The following is a 16,680-nucleotide window of genomic DNA, read 5'->3' on the forward strand; positions in this document are numbered from 1 at the left end:
ACCCTCGGGCGGCACGGCGCCCCGCCGCCCCGTACGGCGGGCGGGACCTTCGATGCCGGCGGTCAGCCCCCGGCGGGGGTGTGCCGTGAGTGCGCGGCGGGGGCGGACGCGACGGTGTGACAGGCGCCCGGACCCGCCGCCCGGTACAGGATGCGGCCTCCGCCGACACGGACGGCTGCCTCCGTGGTGTCGTCGCAACCGGTGATCCCCGCCGCGGCGGCGACCGCCCCCGTGCCGTCGCACACGACCCGGAGTCCCGGCCACGCCTCCCGAGGAAAGGCCTCGCGCAGACACCGGCCGAGTTCCCCCACGACGAGGCGTGCCAAGGGCACGAGTTCGTCCGGTTCCCCGGTGACGGCGACGACGGTGATCGCCGTGCCGGGCGGGGCGGCCCGCACGGCCTCCTCGACGGCGGAGAGCCGGTGCATGCCGAGGAAGGCCACCACGCCGTCCGAGGCGAGGGGCACGGGCCCGCCGCGTACGAGTTCGGCCGCCGCGGGCGGCTCCCACGGCTCGTCGGCCCGGAACGCGGGACGGATCCCGGTGGGTGGGGCCCACCAGTCGCTCAGCTCCAGTCCGGCCAGCTGCTCGCAGGCGCTGACGACGTCGAACGGCTCGATGAAGCCGGGCGCGGCGGCGGCCGTGCGGCTCGCGCCGTACAGGGTGGTGAGGACGGTCTTGGCGAGTCGCACCGAGCGGCGCTGCGGAGAACCCGGGCTCGGCGCGGGCGGTCGCATGGCCTCCAGCGCCAGTGCGACGAGCAGTGCGTTCAGTTCGAGGAGCTGGCGGTAGGGCCGGCGCAGCCCCTCGTCTGCCGCGAGCTCCGGTATCAGGTCGGCTCCGGGCCCGACCGCTCGCGGCCGTGCCCGTTCGGAGTCCCCGAACCCCGTGCCGTCACCCGCTCCCGAGTCCGTCACGGCCGACGTCGGGCGGGTGACCCAGGCCCGGGCGAGCGCGCCGAGGGCCTCGGCCGGGGTGCGGCCCTGCCGGGGTGCCGGCCCGGTCCGCCCCGGAGCGTGCTCGGCCAGTTCGGCGAGTACGGAGAAGTAGAGGGCACGCTTGCCGGGGAAGTTGGAGTACACGGCGCCGCGGGTGAGGCCGGCCCGCTCGGCGATGGCGTCGATCCTGGCCGCCCGAAAACCGTGCTCGGCGAACTCGTCCCGCGCCGCGGCCAGCACGCCGGCACGGGTCCGCTCCTGCGTCTGAGCCCTGGTGAGCCGAGCCATCGTTCTCCTCGTCGTGCGTGCGCCGCCGCCTCTCCCGGCTCGAATGACAGTAACATCTGGATGACGAGACCATCCGGAGGGGGCTGGGCACGTTCATGGCACGCATCGGTGAGGACGGGCATCCGCTGAAGTGTTCGTTCTGCGGGAAGAGCCAGAAGCAGGTGAAGCGGCTCATCGCCGGCCCGGCCGGGGTGCACATCTGCGACGAGTGCGTCGAGTTGTGCAACGAGCTGATCGAGGAGGAGCTCGCCGACTTCACCGCCACACCGCTGACGGAGCTGCCCAAGCCGGCCGAGATCCACCGGTTCCTCGACGACTACGTAATCGGCCAGGAGTCGGCCAAGCGGTCCCTGGCGGTGGCCGTCTACAACCACTACAAGCGGGTCCGCGGCAGGCAGGACGAGGACGAGCCCGTCGAGGTGGCCAAGTCCAACATCCTGCTGCTGGGCCCCACCGGCTGCGGCAAGACGTATCTGGCGCAGACCCTCGCCCGGTTGCTGAACGTCCCGTTCGCCATCGCCGACGCCACCGCCCTCACCGAGGCCGGGTACGTCGGCGAGGACGTGGAGAACATCCTGCTGAAGCTGCTCCAGGCGGCCGACTACGACGTGCAGCGCGCCGAGACCGGCATCGTCTACATCGACGAGATCGACAAGATCGCGCGGAAGGGGGAGAACCTGTCGATCACCCGCGACGTCTCGGGGGAGGGCGTGCAGCAGGCCCTCCTGAAGATCCTGGAGGGCACCACCGCGTCGGTGCCGCCGCAGGGCGGCCGCAAGCATCCGCACCAGGAGTACATCCAGATCGACACGGCGAACGTGCTGTTCATCGTCGCCGGGGCGTTCGCGGGGCTGGAGACGATCATCGACGACCGGACGGGGAAGCGGGGCCTCGGTTTCGCGGCCGAGGTGGCTTCCGGGGAGGACGGTGACGACGGGGACGTGTTCGCCCGGGTGATGCCCGCCGATCTGATCCGGTTCGGACTCATCCCGGAGTTCATCGGCCGGCTCCCCGTGATCGCCCGGGTGTCGAGCCTGGACGGGGCAGCACTGCTCCGGACCCTCACCGAACCGCGGAACGCCCTGGTCAAGCAGTACCAGCGGCTGTTCGAGATGGACAACGTGGAGCTGGAGTTCAGCGAGGCGGCGCTCGAGGCCATCGTGGAGAGGTCCATGCTGCGCGGCACCGGGGCCCGGGGTCTGCGGGGAATCATGGAGCATGTCCTGAGGCCGGTCATGTACGAGATCCCGAGCCGCGAGGACGTGGCGAAGGTGGTCATCGGCGAGCGCACGGTCCGCGAGGACGTCCCTCCCCTGGTGGTGACGCGGCAGCCGCCTCCCGAGGAGCCCGGGCCGCAGCCGGCATGGGAGGCGCGGTAGGCCCGTACGTACAAAAAAGCACCCCGGGGAGGTCCGGGGGTCCTGTGGGCGGCCGGGGGTCAGGCCACCGCGCTGAGGGTGTCCACCAGCCGCGCACAGGAGCCGGTGCCCGGGGAGGTCCGGGGGTCCTGTGGGCGGCCGGGGGTCAGGCCACCGCGCTGAGGGTGTCCACCAGCCGGCGGCGCGCGGCCCGGGCCGCGGGCAGCGCCGCGAGCGCGATCGCGCCGAGGACCGCGGCGGTGGCGAGCAGCAGCAGGTGGAGCGGGGACGGCACCTGGGCGATGCCCGCGCCGATGCCGCTGGAGCGGCCCTCGGCGTCGATGAGCCAGTGGGCGAGGGGCACCCCGAGACCCGCTCCCACCACCGCTGCGGCCAGCGCGGTGCAGCCGACGGCGGTCACGGTGACCGCGGTGATCTGCCGGGGGGACAGCCCGATGGCCTTCAGGGCGAGCAGATTGCGCTCGCCGTCCCGGACGCTCCCGCCGATCGCGGTGGAGAGTTCCGTGAGCCCGATCAGGGCGAGCACGGCGATGAGCCCGGCGACGACGCCCCGCATCGTCGAGAGCCGGTCGGCCGGGCTGGTGACCTCGTGGATGTCGAGCCTCCCCTGCGACGCCTCGGTCAGTTCGGCGCGGACCGCGGCCGGATCGGCGCCCGCCCGCAGCTGGAGCTGGTAGAGCGTCGCGCGCAGGGCCGGGTCGTTCTCGCGCAGGGTGTCGAGCGAGGTGGAGATGGTCCGGCCGCCGTTCTCCGGTTCGATGCTGCGGCCCACGATGTGGAGCACCTGCGGGTGACCGCCGACGGTCATCCGCACCCAGTCGCCGATCTCCACACCCAGCAGATCCAGCAGGCCCTGCCCGGCCACCGCCTCGTCGGGCCCGGCGGCCGCCCGCCCCTCGGCCACCGTGAACGGGTACGGCCGCTCGCGGGTCCCGAGGCCGCGCAGCGCGATGGTGCCGGTCTGGCCGGGGACCAGCGCCGCGACCTCGACGCCGGGGTGGGCGGCCACGACCTGCGGGTGGCCGTCGAGCAGCGCCGCGGCCTCCCGGTCGGCGAGGCCGCTGTCCGCACGGGCCGTCAGGGCCGAGGGCAGTCCCAGTTCCGCCGGCTTGCTGTCGAAGCGCGCGATGGTGGTCCACGCGCTCAGCGCCACGGTGATCAGCAGTAGTGGCAGGGCCAGCCGGACGATGGTGGCGGGGGTCTGCGGGCCGCGGGCGAAGGCCCGGTGCCAGCCGAGGACGAGGCCCGGGGGCAGCCCGAGCCCGAGGGCCCTTCTGGCCGGTCCGGACAGCCGGCCGCCCGGTGCCTTCCCGGTCGGGAGCACCGGCACCGGGGGCACCCGGCCGGCCCGCCAGGCGGCCAGGCATGTGGTGGCACCGATGAACAGCACCGCGGCGACGGGGACGGCGAGCAGGGCGGCCGTGTGCCCCGGGAGCCCCTGCCAGACGCCCACCGCCTCGCCGAGCCGCCCGGGTACGGCGCTGCCCAGGGTCTCGATGAGCACCGTGGCGACCAGCGCGCCGAGTACGGCGAAGGCCAGATGCTGGACCAGGAAGACGCGCACCACCTGCCCCGGGGTGAAGCCGATGGCCTTGAGGACGGAGATGTCCCTGAGGTGCCCGCGTACCCGGGTGCTGATCGCGCCGAAGACGGCGAGCGCTGCGGCGAGCAGCGCGCCCAGTCCGAACAGCCCGAGGACCTGGCCGAGGAGCCGGGTGTCGCCCTGGGCCTCGGACCGGGCCTGCTGCCAGCTGGAGACGTCGGTGACCGCCCCGGCGCCGAGCACGGTGACGGCGCGCTGGACGGCGTAGTCGGTGTCGCCGGGGTCGGCCAGCAGCAGACCGACGACATGGCCGGGTCTGTCGCCCGTGTCGCGCACCCGGTCGGGCAGGGCCCAGACGGTGCCGGAGCGTTCGCCGGGCCGGTAGCGCGGTTCGGCGCTGTCCGCGACACCGACGACGGTCAGGGTCCGGCCGGTGGCGGGAACGGTGAGGCTGTCGCCGGGGCCGGCGACGAGGGCGCGGGCCAGGCTGCTCTCCAGGACGACGCCGTCGGGCGTCGCGGGAGTGAGCCAGCGGCCGGAGGTGAGCAGGGGGCGGCCGGTGGCGGGCGGCTCGGCTCCCGCACCGCGGAGTTCGACGGACGCCCGGGCTCCGCGCGAGGCGACGGTCGCCGCTGACGTGCGGAACGGGCCGGACACGGCCTCGACGCCGTCGAGGTCCGCCAGCCTGCCGGGGTCGGCGGCCGGCCCGGTGTGGATCCAGACGTGGGCGCCGTGGGACTGGGCGAACACCCGCTGCCAGGGGTTGGTGGCGTAGCCGAAGAGCGCGGCCGCGAGCAGCAGCGCCGCGACGATGCCCGCGGTGGCGGACACGATGAACAGCGCCTCGCCCCGGTGGGTGCGCAGGTCGGCGTGCGCCCAGCGCAGCGTGGCCCGCACGGTCAGTCCTTCAGCTCGAGGACGCCGGACAGTCCGGTGCCCCGGGCGGTGGTGCCGCCCAGCTCGGCGTCGTCGGCTATGCGGCCGTCGAAGAAGCTGATGACGCGGTCGGCGGCGCTGGCGAGCCGCGCGTCATGGGTGACGAGCAGGATGGTCTGGCCGCGCTGGTGGAAGCGGGACAGCAGTCGCATGACCTCGCGGGTGCCCTTGCTGTCGAGGCTGCCGGCGGGTTCGTCGGCCAGCAGCAGCCGGGGGTGGTTGACGAGCGCGCGGGCCAGCGCGACGCGCTGCTGCTCGCCGCCGGACAGTTCGCCCGGCATGCTCCGGGCCTTGCCCTCCAGTCCGAGCTCGGCCAGCAGCTTCTCGCGCTCGGCCCGTGCCTGGCGGGGGCCGGTCCCGGCCAGCAGGGCCGGCAGTTCGACGTTGTCGGCGACCGTGAGGTTGGACACGAGGTTGAAGAACTGGAACACGATGCCGATCCGGCGTCGCCGCTCGTTCGCCCACCGGGCCTCGCTGTAGGAGTCGGTGCACTCGCCGTCGAGCCAGATGCTTCCGCCGTCCGGCCGCTGCAGTCCGCCGAGCAGATGCAGCAGGGTCGACTTGCCCGCCCCGGAGGGGCCGCTGACGGCGACGAACTCCCCGCGGCGCACGGAGAGGTCCACCCCGCGCACGGCATGGGCGGGGGCGCCTTCGCCGTGGTGGGTCTTCACGAGCCCCTCTGCGCGCAGGAGCGGGATCCGGCCGTTGTCGTCCGGGTCGGCGGCGTGGCTCATTCCAGCCCCTCCAGCTCCTCCTGGCAGCGCTCCAGCCAGTCGAGATCGGCCTGCAGGTGCAGCATGGCTCCCTCGATCAGAAGATGGGCGATGCGGTTGTCCCGGTCCTCGGTCGCGGACAGCTTCGACAGGTTGCGCATGGTGTTGAGGTACTCGCGTCGCTGTTTGTTGATGAGGGCGATCTGGTCGGCGAGTCCGGTCCTCGGGGCGAGGGCGAGCTTCATGAAGAAGTCGTCCCGTACCCGCGGCTCGTCCGCGGTGTCCTCGAACCAGGCGCGCAGCGCCTCCGTCCCGGCGTCGGTGAGGCGGTAGATCTTCTTGTTGGGCCGGCTCGACTGGGCGACTTCCTCGCCCTCGATCAGCCCCGACTTCTCCAGGCGCCCGAGCGTCACGTAGATCTGGCCGACGTTCGGCTGAGGGTACGCGGAGCCCAGCAGTTGCTCAAGGTCCTGCTTGAGCTCGTAGCCGTGGGCGGGCCCCCGGGAGAGAAGAGCGAGGAGGGGCAGACGCACGCGTGCTCCCCTCCTCCCTGTTGTCCGCCGGCCGGCCGAGCGCGGTCCGTTACCGTGTCCGGTGTGGTCCGGATCGCTCGCGTCATCCGGTACCGGCCCTAGTATCGCCCATGCCTAACGGGTATACATGCCCTGGATGCGGTCGAAGAAGCCCACGCCGGTGCACCAGGAGGAACCTATGCGGTGGATACGTGCCGCCGGTAGGGGGCTCTTGATCGCGGCGGTGGTGCTCACGGGGTACGTCTCGGCGGGCACCGGGGCCGGAACGGACTCCGCCGGCGCCGCGCAGGGCGACGGCCGCGGCCCGATGACGCTGGCCACCGCCGGCGATCTCACCGGCTATCTCGGTCCGCTGCTGGAGGGCTGGAACCGCTCCCACCCGGACGAGAAGGTCACTCTGGTCGAGCTGCCGGACTCCGCGGACGAGACCCGGGCGCAGCTGACCACGGGGCTGCGCTCCGGCGACGGCCGGTACGACATCCTCAACATGGACGTGGCGTGGACCTCGGAATTCGCCGCGGCGGGCTGGATAGCGCCGCTGGAGGCCGGCCGCTTCCCGCTCGGCAGCTTCCTGCCGCCGGTGCTCGACACGGCGACGTACGACGGAGAGCTGTACGCCGTCCCGTATGTCACGAATGCCGGGATGCTCTACTACCGCAAGGACGTCCTCGACCGTGCGGGCGAGACCCCTCCGCGCACCTGGGCGGAGCTGGAGCGCCAGGCACGGACCCTCGCCCCGCGGCACGGTCTCGGCGGCTACGCCGGGCAGTTCCTGCCGTACGAGGGCCTCACGGTCAACGCGACGGAGGCGGTGTACTCGGCCGGGGGCACGATCCTCGGCGACGACGGCCGGGTCACCGTGGACTCCCCGGCGGCCCGCACCGGTCTGGGCTTCCTCGCCCGCGGGGTGCGCGACGGCTGGATCCCGCGGGAGGCACTGACCTACAAGGAGGAGGAGTCCCGGCAGGCCTTCCAGGACGGCCGGCTGCTCTTCCTGCGCAACTGGCCCTACGCGTACGCCGGTGCCTCGGGCAAGGACTCGCGGGTGGCGGGGAAGTTCGGCGCCGTGCCGCTCCCCGGGCCCGACGGGCCGGGGACCAGCGTGCTGGGCGGGTCGAATCTCGCGGTCAGCGCCCGCGCCCGGCATCCGGAGTCGGCGAGCGACCTCATCGCGTACCTGACCAGCGCCCCCGTGCAGCGCAAGGTGCTGACGGAGGGCGCTCTGCCGCCCGTACGGGCGGACCTCTACCAGGACCCCGGGCTGATCCGGCGGTTCCCCTACCTGCCCGCCCTGCGGGCCAGTGTGCTGTCGGCGGCGCCGCGGCCCAAGAGCGCGCGGTACGAGCAGGTGAGCCTGGCCGTGCAGGCCGTCGTGCACGACGCGATGGCGCAGCACCAGAACCCGGGCGAGGCCGTGCGCAGGCTCTCCCGGGAGCTCGCGGCGGTCGCCCGCCGGGGCTGAGCGCCCGGTTCCTCGTCCACTCCCATCCCACTTACCTACCTGTTAGGTAACAGGATCACATCGTCCTGGGCTCAAGCCTTGGGGACATTTCAGGAGATAAGGCCCAACTCCCTTGGCATTCCTGCACAACCGTTGACACCTCCTCGACACGCCTACTTAACATGCATGCATAACCGCTGACCTCATGGTCGCGGGCACCCCTTCACGCAGAAACAGGTCAACGGGTGACGCTCACAGCCACGGCCGGCCACGGCCTCTCGCACCGCCCCTCGCACCACTGGTGGCGCGACGCGGTGATCTACCAGGTGTACGTACGCAGCTTCCTGGACAGCACGGGCGACGGGATCGGCGATCTCGCCGGGGTGCGGACCGGACTGCCGTACCTGAAGAAGCTCGGCGTCGACGGCATATGGCTGAGCCCCTTCTACCCCTCGCCGCAGCACGACCACGGCTACGACGTCGCCGACTACTGCGACGTGGACCCGGTCTACGGCGACCTGGCCGAGTTCGAGTTGCTGATCGCCGCAGCGCAGCGGCTCGACATGAAGGTGCTGCTCGACATCGTCCCCAACCACTGCTCCAGCGAGCACGCGTGGTTCCGCGAGGCCCTCGCCGCCGCACCGGGCAGCGCGGCCCGCGCCCGGTTCCACTTCGCCGAGGGCCGCGGCCCCGGCGGTGACGTGCCGCCCAACAACTGGCATGCGATGTTCGGCGGACCCGCCTGGAGCCGGGTGACCGAGGCGGACGGCAGCCCCGGCCAGTGGTACCTGCACATGTTCACGCCCGAGCAGCCCGATCTGAACTGGCGCAACCCCGAGACCGCCGCGCACTTCGAGCAGGTCCTGCGCTTCTGGCTGGACCGGGGCGTCGACGGCTTCCGCATCGACGTCGCCGCCGGCCTCTTCAAGCACCCGGAGCTGCCCGACTCCCCCGACCCGGAGGCCGACGCCCGCACCCGCGACTCCGTCAACCCGCTCGCCTGGAACCAACCCGAGGTGCACGACGTGTGGCGCCGGTGGCGGTCGGTGTGCGAGGAGTACACGGCCCTCGACGGCCGGGAGCGCCTGCTGGTGGGCGAGGTCTCCGTACCGACCGCGCGCGAGCACGCCCGGTACGTGCGTCCCGACGAACTGCACCAGGCCTTCTTCTTCGACCTGCTGAGCGCGCCCTGGGACGCCGCGGCGTTCCGGAAGGTCGTCTCCGAGGCGATGCAGGACATCGCCGGCACCGGCTCCACCGTCACCTGGGTGCTGAACAACCACGACCAGGTCCGCACCGTGACCCGGTACGGGGAGTCCGGTACCGAGGGCAGCGGGCTCGGCTCGGCACGCGCCCGCGCGGCCGCGCTGCTGATGCTGGCACTGCCCGGCGCCGCCTACATCTACCAGGGCGAGGAGCTGGGTCTGCCGGAGGTCGTGGACCTGCCCGACGAAGTGCTCACCGACCCGATCTTCCGGCGCACCGGCAGCCGGGCGCGGATCCGCGACGGATGCCGGGTGCCGCTGCCGTGGTCCGGGCACGCCTCGCCGTTCGGATTCACCTCCGGCGCCGAGGGCGCCAAGCCGTGGCTGCCGCAGCCGGGCTGGTTCGCGGAGCACGCCACCGACCGCGCGCTCGCCGACACCCGCTCGTTCTGGCACCTCTACCGCGACGGGCTCCAGTTGCGCCGCGGACTGCCGCAGCTCGGCGAGGGCGGCCTGCGCTGGCTCGACTCGCCCCCCGACGTGCTCGCCTTCGTTCGGGGCGACGGCCTGGTGTGCGCCGTCAACTTCGGCACCGCGCCGGTGCCCGCCCCCGTCTCCGGTGCACCGCTGCTGTCCAGCGGCCCCTGCCCGACCGGTGCGCTGCCGGGATCCACCGCCGCCTGGTGGATCAGCGACGGCACCAACCCCTGACCGTGCCCCTCCCGTGACGCGCGACCGCCCCTGAGCCGCGCCCACCCGTGTACCGCGTCCTTTTGACGCTCCGTCCGTTTTCCCCGACCGGTAAGGAAGTTCCGCCATGAGCCCACGACGCACGATGCTCGCCGGATGCACCGCCCTGGCCCTCGCCCTCGGCGCGACCGCCTGCGGCGGCGGCCCCGTCGCCCCGGCCGGCGGCGGTGACAAGTCCCTCGACGGCCAGACGATCACGGTCGCCGGCGTCTGGTCCGGCGCCGAGCAGAAGAACTTCCAGAAGGTGCTGGACGCCTTCACCGAGAAGACCGGCGCCAAGACGCAGTTCGTCTCCACCGGCGACAACGTCTCCACCGTCGTCGGCAGCAAGATCGAGGGCGGCAACGCCCCCGACGTGGTGATGGTCCCGCAGGTCGGTGTGCTCCAGCAGTTCGCGAAGAGCGGCTGGCTCACCCCGCTGTCGAAGACCACCGAGAAGTCCGTCGACGGCAACTTCGCGCCCGTGTGGAAGAACTACGGCAGCGTGGACGGCTCGCTGTACGGCCTCTACTTCAAGGCCGCCCACAAGTCGACCGTCTGGTACAGCCCGGACGCGCTCGACCAGGCTGGCGTCAAGCCTCCGGCCACGTACGCGGACATGCTGAAGGCCGGTCAGGCCGTGTCCGACTCGGGGCTGCCCGCCTTCGCCGTGGCCGGTGAGGACGGCTGGACGCTCACCGACTGGTTCGAGAACATCTACCTCTCCCAGGCCGGTCCGGAGAAGTACGACCAGCTCGCCGCGCACAAGCTCAAGTGGACCGACCCCAGCGTGGTGAACGCGCTGACCACCCTCGGCAAGCTGTTCTCCGACAAGGAGCTCATCGCCGGCGGCCAGAAGGGCGCCCTCGCCACCGACTTCCCCGGTTCGGTCGAGAAGGTCTTCGGCCCCGAGCCCGAGGCGGGCATGGTCTACGAGGGCGACTTCGTCGCCGGTGTCGCCAAGGACCAGTTCGGCAAGAAGATAGGCGAGGAGGCCGCCTTCTTCCCCTTCCCCGCGGTCGACGGCGGCAAGGCGCCCGTCGTCAGCGGCGGTGACGCCGCGGTCGTGCTGAAGGACGGGAAGAACCAGAAGGCCGCGATGGCGTTCCTGGAGTACCTGGCGACGCCGGAGGCGGCGGCGGTCTGGGCCGGGGCGGGCGGTTTCCTCTCCCCCAACAAGAAGCTCGACCTCGCCTCCTACGGCGACGACACCACCCGCGAGACGGCCAAGTCGCTGATCGACGCAGGGGACTCCGTCCGCTTCGACATGTCCGACCAGGCACCCGCGGCCTTCGGCGGCACCAAGGGCGCGGGCGAGTGGAAGCTGCTCCAGGACTTCCTGCGCGACCCGTCCGACCCGAAGGCCACCGCGGCCCGTCTCGAGGACGCCGCGGCCAAGGCGTACAAGGGCTGACGTCCGATGACCGCAGTCACCACGCCCGCCGCCCCGTCCGCGGGGCGGCCCGGGCCCGAGAAGGCCGCGGATCCGCGGCACCGCGCCCGCCGGCGCAGGCGGGTCGTCGCGCTGGCCTTCGTGCTGCCGGCGCTCCTGCTGCTCGGCGCGCTCGTCGTCTATCCGGTGCTGTTCTCGGTGGGGCGCAGCTTCTTCGACGCCTCCGGCACCCGGTTCGTCGGCGCCGGGAACTACACGGAGATGTTCCGCGACCCGGCGACGCTCAAGGCCGTTCGCAACAGCGCCATCTGGGTCGTCGTCGCGCCGACCCTGCTCACCGGGCTCGGGCTGATCCTGGCCGTCCTGGTGGAGAAGGTCCGCTGGGCCACGGCGTTCAAGCTGCTGCTGTTCATGCCGATGGCGGTCTCCTTCCTCGCCGCCGGCATCATCTTCCGCCTCGCCTACGAGGAGGACCCGGACAAGGGCGTGCTCAACGCGGCCGTGGTCGGCGTGCACGACGCCTTCAAGGACTCCTCGTCGTACCCGACCGCGCGCGCCAGGGACGGCCAGGGTCTGGCCAAGGGGCCCGACGGGTCCTACGCCACGACCGGTGCCGCGTCACCGGGCGATGTGCTCACGCTGGGACTCGTCGGTGTGAAGCCCGCGGAGCTCCCCAAGGAGGCGCGCCCCGCGCAGGAGGCGGCGGGGAAGCAGGCGGGCGCCGGCGAACTGTCCGGGGTGGTCTATCTGGACTTCACCCCCGGCGGCGGCGGTGAGCAGGGCAAGGTCGACCGCGCCGAGAGCGGGCTGCCGAAGATGGACGTCGAGGTGGTGCGGGGCGGCAGGACCGTCGCCGCCACGACCACCGCCGCCGACGGCTCCTTCGCCTTCCGGGACCTGGAGCCCGGCTCGTACACGGTGCGGCTGCCCGCGAAGAACTTCGCGCCGCCCTACGAGGGGGTCTCCTGGCTCGGGCCCGCGCTGGTAACCCCGGCGATCATCGGCGCCTACCTGTGGATCTGGACCGGTTTCGCGATGGTCCTCATCGGCGCCGGGCTGTCCTCGCTGCCGCGTGACGCGCTCGAGGCGGCCCGGATGGACGGGGCCAACGAGTGGCAGGTCTTCCGCCGGATCACCGTTCCGCTGCTCGCGCCGATCCTGACCGTGGTCTTCGTGACGCTGGTGATCAATGTGATGAAGGTGTTCGACCTCGTCTACATCATCGCGCCCGGACCGGTGCAGGAGGACGCCACGGTCCTGGCGACCCAGATGTGGCTGGTGTCCTTCGGCGGCGGCAACGACCAGGGGCTCGGCAGTGCGCTCGGCGTGCTGCTCCTGCTGCTGGTGATCCCGGCCATGGTCTTCAACGTCCGCCGCTTCCGCAGGAGTCAGTCATGAGCGCCACCGTCACCGACCCCGCCGCGGTCAAGGAGCCGGCCGCCCCCGCCGGGACTGCACGGGCGAAGTCGGGGGGCCGTCTCGGCCGCTGGCTCGGCAACGGCGCGGTCCAGGCGCTCCTGGTGGTCGTCGGCCTCGTCTGGATCACCCCCCTCGCGGGTCTGCTCCTGTCCTCGCTGCGCACTGCCCAGGACAACGCGAGCAGTGGCTGGTGGACCACGCTGACCAGTCCCGGGCAGCTGTCCTTCGACAACTACACGGAGCTGCTCGGCAACGCCGGCATCACCCAGGCGTTCTGGAACACCGTGCTGATCTCGGTGCCGGCGACCGCTCTGGTCATCGTCCTCGCGGCGCTCGCGGGATACGCCTTCGCCTGGCTGGAGTTCCCCGGCAGGGACTGGATCTTCCTGCTCGTGGTGGCGCTGCTGGTGGTGCCGGTCCAGGTGGGTCTGCTGCCGGTCGCCAAACTCTTCGGCCAGCTGGGGCTGTTCGGCACGATTCCCGGTGTGGTGCTGTTCCACGTGGCCTACGGGCTGCCCTTCGCCATCTTCCTGCTGCGGAACTACTTCGCGGACATCCCCCGGGAGATGCTGGAGGCGGCGCGGATGGACGGCGGCAGCGAGTGGCGTATCTTCACCCGGCTGGTGCTGCCGGTGGGGCGTCCGGCGATCGCGAGTCTGGCGATCTTCCAGTTCCTGTGGGTCTGGAACGACATGCTCGTGGCGCTCCTCTTCGCCGACAGTTCCTCGCAACCGCTGACGGTGGAACTCCAGTCGCAGGTGAGGCAGTTCGGCAGCAACATCGACGTGCTGGCGCCGGGCGCGTTCCTGTCGCTGATCGTGCCGGTGGTCGTGTTCTTCGCCTTCCAGCGGCACTTCGTCCAGGGAGTGATGGCCGGCTCGGTCAAGTGAGCCGGCGAACCGGTCGCAGCCGGCCCACGTACGTGTGACGTGCGAGGGCCGGCCGCGTCCGCGGTGCTTCCGGAGCGGGCCCGCCGCGACGGACGCACCGGCGACGGGATGCCCGAACGCCGGGGCGACCGCTCCGGCGGCCGGCTCGCCCCGGCGTGCCCGGCTCCGGGGACGCGGTGCCGCGCCGGATCGCGCACATCGAACATCTGCGCGCCGGGGCGACGGCACCGACGCATCGTCCGCCCCACCACCCGGTACCTACTCCGCACGCGACACACTCGTGCGGAGTAGGTACCGCGGTCGGGGAACTCATTCCGCGTTCCACTGGAGGCATGCCACACCCCCAGCTGACGGTCGTCGTCCCCTGCTTCGACGAGTGCGAGGTGATCGACGCCTTCCACTCGGCGCTGGTCGCCGCGCTGGAGCCGACCGGGGAGCCCTTCGAGATCTGCTACGTCGACGACGGCAGCGGCGACGGCACCGCCGACCGGCTGAGGGCGCTGGCCGCGTCGTCCCCGTACGTGCGCTACACCTCCTTCAGCCGCAACTTCGGCAAGGAGGCCGCCCTGCTCGCCGGGATGCGGATGGCCCGGGGAGACGCCGTGGTGCTCATGGACGCCGATCTGCAGCACCCGCCCGAGCTGGTCCCCCGCATGCTGGAGCTGCACCGGCACGGGTACGACCAGGTCGTCGCCAGGCGCGACCGCACGGGCGAGGGCGCCGTCCGCTCCGCGCTGAGCCGCGCGTACTACCGGGTGGTGCGGCACTTCATGGAGGTGGAGCTCGCGGACGGGGACGGCGACTTCCGGCTGCTCTCGCGCCGGGCCGTCGAGGCCGTGCTGTCGCTGCCGGAGAGCAACCGCTTCTCCAAGGGACTCTTCTCCTGGATCGGCTTCCCGACGGCCGGCTTCGCCTACCGCAACGTCGAACGCGCCGCGGGCAGCTCCAAATGGGGCGGCAGGCGGCTGCTCGACTACGGGATCGACGGGCTGCTGTCCTTCAACACCCGCCCGCTGCGCCTGGCGATCCACACCGGCCTCTGGCTCTTCCTGTCCGCTCTGGGCTACGCCGCGTGGATCGTCGTGAACGCGGTGCTGAACGGCGTCGAGACCCCCGGGTACGCGACGCTCATCACCGCCATCGTGGGTCTGAGCGGCGTCCAGCTCGCCACGCTCGGCGTCATCGGCGAGTACGTCGGCCGGATCTACCACGAGGCGAAACGGCGGCCGCACTACGTCGTGGCCGAGTCGGACGCCTCCGCGTCCCGACACGCGGACGGCGTCCCCACGACGGCCGCGGCGCAGTCCCGGCCCCGCCGGTGAACACCGCCGGCCTGCGGCAGTTCGCCGTCTTCGCCGTGATCGGGGTGGTCAACACCGGCGTGTACTACGGCGCGTACGCCCTGCTGCTGCTGTGGCTGCCGTACCTGGCCGCGCACGCCCTGGCCTACGGCGTGGGCGTCTCGGGCTCGTTCCTGCTGAACTCGTACATCACCCTCCGCACCCGGCCGACGTGGCGCGGCTTCGTGCGGTATCCGCTCTCGGGCGCGGCCGGTCTGGTGGGCAGTGGTGTGCTGCTCCATCTGGCCGTGAGCCGGCTGGGCATGGACGAGCATCTCGCGGCGATCGCCGCGGGGGTGCTCGTGACCCCGTTGTCGTTCCTGGTCGCACGCTGGGCGATCACGTCCGGTGCCCGGCGGACCGTCACGGAACCCGCGTCGAGCGAGTGATCCGGTCCAGCCGGTAGTACTCGGCGACGCACCGGGCGGGCCAGGCGATACGGCCCCCGGCGCGGAACGGTTCGAGTATCCCGGCGACCGGGGTCGGGGTGTACGGAGCGACCTCCGCACCGCGTGCGGCCGCCGCGCGCAGCGACGCGTCCTGACGGTCCCACTGCCCGGCCCGTACCCGCATGTCCTGGCCCAGGTGGTACAGCGGTACGGCCAGTCCCACGACGGACGCGGCGTACAGGACCGCCGAGACGGCGGCGGCAGCCACGGTCCACGGCCGGGCGCTGCGCCGGCGCAGCGCCCGGCCCAGGAGGGCGCCGAGCCCGGCGAGCACCAGGACGTACAGGAACAGGTAGTCGTTCCAGGTACGGGCGGCTGTCACGACGCGCGGGCCGAAGACCGGGTAGGTGACGACGGTGCACAGGTAGCCGGAGACCAGCACGGCGAGGACGCCGGCGCAGGCGAGCGGCAGCGGACGGCACGGGCGCAGCACGGCCGCGCCGGCCCCGGTGCGGGCGGGGCGGACGAGCAGGCCGAGCACGACTCCGGCGGCGAGGACCCCGCCGTACTCCCAGGTCGTCAGGACGCTCTCCGCGATCCGGGCGAAGCCGCGCGCCGAGGCGAGCAGGGAGTCCGGCGCGAGGATCGAGGTGGTCTCGGCGCCGAAGCGTTCGCGCCTGCGGCGGGAGCCGGGGGAGGTCATCAGGACGGCGGTGCCGACGGCGATCCCGGCCGCGCCGGTCAGCGCCCAGGTCCGCACGAAGGGCCATGCCCGATCGGTGACGAGCCGGCGGCCGAGCAGCAGGAGTCCCCCGAGGACCACGAGTGCCACGACCGAGGTCTCCTCGGAGAGGGTGCCCGTGAAGACCCCTGCGGCCGCCACCACGGCCAGCGCGGCGACGCGGCTCCTCCGGGCCCGGGCCACCAGCGCCGGGAGGACCGCGGCGCACGCCAGCACCGGGGCCACGGTGTGCGAGACGGAGCCTGCCGGCCAGTAGAGGGTCTTGTACGTGTTGGGGGTGGCCAGGAGGAAGACCGCGGTGACCGCCGCGGCGACGAGCAGGGCGAGTCCGCGCGGGGCCGCCAGGCGCGCCCGGCGCAGCAGCAGGACCACGAGGGCCCACGACACGGCCAGGACGAGCAGAGTGCTCAGGGCCGCGTACCACTGGTGGCCCGCCACGGGGAACTGGGCGTAGAGGCCCACGAGGAGGCCGTTGCCGACGCGGCCGTTGTCGGTGACGTAGAACTTGCCGATCATTCCGCCGATGCCCTGGTCGCGCACCACGGGCAGGAAGCACCACTCGTCGGCGCTGGGCCGCACATGGCGGCCGAGCCGCCCGGCGGCCGCCAGCAGCAGCAGCGGCAGCGCGGCGAGGAGGAGGGCACCGGCGGTGACGGGCGAGGGGAGCTGCCACCGGCCGCGCCTTCCTGGGCCCGGCTGCCCGGAGGAGTCACCCGGTTCCCGCGGAACGGTCATATGAGATGCGCCGACGGCCATGTCCGTCACTTGTTGCACGTGCGCCAGTCCGCTCAACCGCCCCGCG

Annotated in this window: 13 protein-coding genes; 8 read left to right on the forward strand and 5 right to left on the reverse strand. The window is 72.6% G+C overall.

The genetic code is table 11. The features are described from left to right. Positions 1 to 62 precede the first annotated feature (62 nt). Entirely contained in the window at positions 63 to 1,226 is a 1,164-nt protein-coding gene (locus BLT82_RS06635) for a TetR/AcrR family transcriptional regulator (protein WP_093652895.1), read from the reverse strand. Between the two features lie 95 nt (positions 1,227 to 1,321). Here BLT82_RS06635 and clpX point away from each other — a divergent pair, with 95 nt between their 5' ends. Next, a complete protein-coding gene (clpX, locus tag BLT82_RS06640) occupies positions 1,322 to 2,605 on the forward strand; it encodes an ATP-dependent Clp protease ATP-binding subunit ClpX (protein WP_093652896.1) in 1,284 nt (427 codons plus the stop codon). A 145-nt stretch (positions 2,606 to 2,750) separates the two neighbouring features. On the opposite strand, the gene BLT82_RS06645 is transcribed toward clpX, so the two are convergent. From BLT82_RS06645 to BLT82_RS06655, 3 genes are read right to left on the reverse strand one after another with little or no spacing between them, the layout of a single operon-like run. Continuing rightward, positions 2,751 to 5,045 carry an ABC transporter permease gene (locus BLT82_RS06645; protein WP_093652897.1) on the reverse strand — a complete coding sequence of 765 codons (2,295 nt, stop codon included), beginning with the start codon at positions 5,043 to 5,045 and terminating at the stop codon, positions 2,751 to 2,753. 2 nt (positions 5,046 to 5,047) lie between these two features. Next, positions 5,048 to 5,818, reverse strand: coding sequence for an ABC transporter ATP-binding protein (locus tag BLT82_RS06650; protein WP_093652898.1), 771 nt, complete (start codon positions 5,816 to 5,818; stop codon positions 5,048 to 5,050). Beyond that, on the reverse strand, positions 5,815 to 6,330 hold the full coding sequence (locus tag BLT82_RS06655) for a PadR family transcriptional regulator (RefSeq protein WP_093652899.1): 516 nt from the start codon (positions 6,328 to 6,330) through the stop codon (positions 5,815 to 5,817). Before BLT82_RS06655 ends, BLT82_RS06650 begins: the two co-directional genes overlap by 4 nt. Before the next feature lie 178 nt (positions 6,331 to 6,508). On the opposite strand from BLT82_RS06655, the gene BLT82_RS06660 reads away from it, so the two are divergent. The 7 genes from BLT82_RS06660 to BLT82_RS06690 all read left to right on the forward strand — a co-directional run bounded on the left by BLT82_RS06660 (position 6,509) and on the right by BLT82_RS06690 (position 15,136). Further along, positions 6,509 to 7,792 carry an ABC transporter substrate-binding protein gene (locus BLT82_RS06660; RefSeq protein ID WP_093652900.1) on the forward strand — a complete coding sequence of 428 codons (1,284 nt, stop codon included), beginning with the start codon at positions 6,509 to 6,511 and terminating at the stop codon, positions 7,790 to 7,792. 224 nt (positions 7,793 to 8,016) lie between these two features. After that, positions 8,017 to 9,687, forward strand: a complete 1,671-nt coding sequence (locus tag BLT82_RS06665) for a glycoside hydrolase family 13 protein (RefSeq protein WP_093652901.1) — start codon at positions 8,017 to 8,019, stop codon at positions 9,685 to 9,687. 106 nt (positions 9,688 to 9,793) lie between these two features. After that, positions 9,794 to 11,119, forward strand: coding sequence for an ABC transporter substrate-binding protein (locus BLT82_RS06670; protein WP_244291861.1), 1,326 nt, complete (start codon positions 9,794 to 9,796; stop codon positions 11,117 to 11,119). Between the two features lie 6 nt (positions 11,120 to 11,125). Further along, on the forward strand, positions 11,126 to 12,496 hold the full coding sequence (locus BLT82_RS06675; protein WP_093652903.1) for a carbohydrate ABC transporter permease: 1,371 nt from the start codon (positions 11,126 to 11,128) through the stop codon (positions 12,494 to 12,496). Beyond that, positions 12,493 to 13,407 carry a carbohydrate ABC transporter permease gene (locus BLT82_RS06680; RefSeq protein WP_244291862.1) on the forward strand — a complete coding sequence of 305 codons (915 nt, stop codon included), beginning with the start codon at positions 12,493 to 12,495 and terminating at the stop codon, positions 13,405 to 13,407. The genes BLT82_RS06675 and BLT82_RS06680 overlap by 4 nt, the downstream gene beginning before the upstream one ends. Positions 13,408 to 13,739: 332 nt before the next feature. Beyond that, on the forward strand, positions 13,740 to 14,729 hold the full coding sequence (locus tag BLT82_RS06685; protein WP_093652904.1) for a glycosyltransferase family 2 protein: 990 nt from the start codon (positions 13,740 to 13,742) through the stop codon (positions 14,727 to 14,729). After that, complete coding sequence (locus tag BLT82_RS06690) at positions 14,726 to 15,136, forward strand: GtrA family protein (protein ID WP_093652905.1); 411 nt, start codon at positions 14,726 to 14,728, stop codon at positions 15,134 to 15,136. The genes BLT82_RS06685 and BLT82_RS06690 overlap by 4 nt, the downstream gene beginning before the upstream one ends. Here BLT82_RS06690 and BLT82_RS06695 read toward each other — a convergent pair. After that, the gene (locus BLT82_RS06695) at positions 15,111 to 16,634 is read right to left on the reverse strand and encodes a DUF6056 family protein (RefSeq protein WP_093653010.1); all 1,524 of its coding nucleotides are present in this window, start codon (positions 16,632 to 16,634) and stop codon (positions 15,111 to 15,113) included. The two genes, BLT82_RS06690 and BLT82_RS06695, sit on opposite strands and share 26 nt — an antisense overlap. Positions 16,635 to 16,680: the final 46 nt, after the last annotated feature.

The sequence above is a fragment of the Streptomyces wuyuanensis genome, from assembly GCF_900103455.1.
GTDB lineage: Bacteria > Actinomycetota > Actinomycetes > Streptomycetales > Streptomycetaceae > Streptomyces > Streptomyces wuyuanensis.

Bases quoted from the DNA above. Each gene is read 5' to 3' on its own strand.
- BLT82_RS06635 (WP_093652895.1), bottom strand. From the start codon at position 1,226: ATGGCTCGGCTCACCAGGGCTCAGACGCAGGAGCGGACCCGTGCCGGC.
- clpX (WP_093652896.1), top strand. From the start codon at position 1,322: ATGGCACGCATCGGTGAGGACGGGCATCCGCTGAAGTGTTCGTTCTGC.
- BLT82_RS06650 (WP_093652898.1), bottom strand. From the start codon at position 5,818: ATGAGCCACGCCGCCGACCCGGACGACAACGGCCGGATCCCGCTCCTG.
- BLT82_RS06660 (WP_093652900.1), top strand. From the start codon at position 6,509: ATGCGGTGGATACGTGCCGCCGGTAGGGGGCTCTTGATCGCGGCGGTG.
- BLT82_RS06670 (WP_244291861.1), top strand. From the start codon at position 9,794: ATGAGCCCACGACGCACGATGCTCGCCGGATGCACCGCCCTGGCCCTC.
- BLT82_RS06675 (WP_093652903.1), top strand. From the start codon at position 11,126: ATGACCGCAGTCACCACGCCCGCCGCCCCGTCCGCGGGGCGGCCCGGG.
- BLT82_RS06680 (WP_244291862.1), top strand. From the start codon at position 12,493: ATGAGCGCCACCGTCACCGACCCCGCCGCGGTCAAGGAGCCGGCCGCC.
- BLT82_RS06685 (WP_093652904.1), top strand. From the start codon at position 13,740: ATGCCACACCCCCAGCTGACGGTCGTCGTCCCCTGCTTCGACGAGTGC.
- BLT82_RS06695 (WP_093653010.1), bottom strand. From the start codon at position 16,634: ATGGCCGTCGGCGCATCTCATATGACCGTTCCGCGGGAACCGGGTGAC.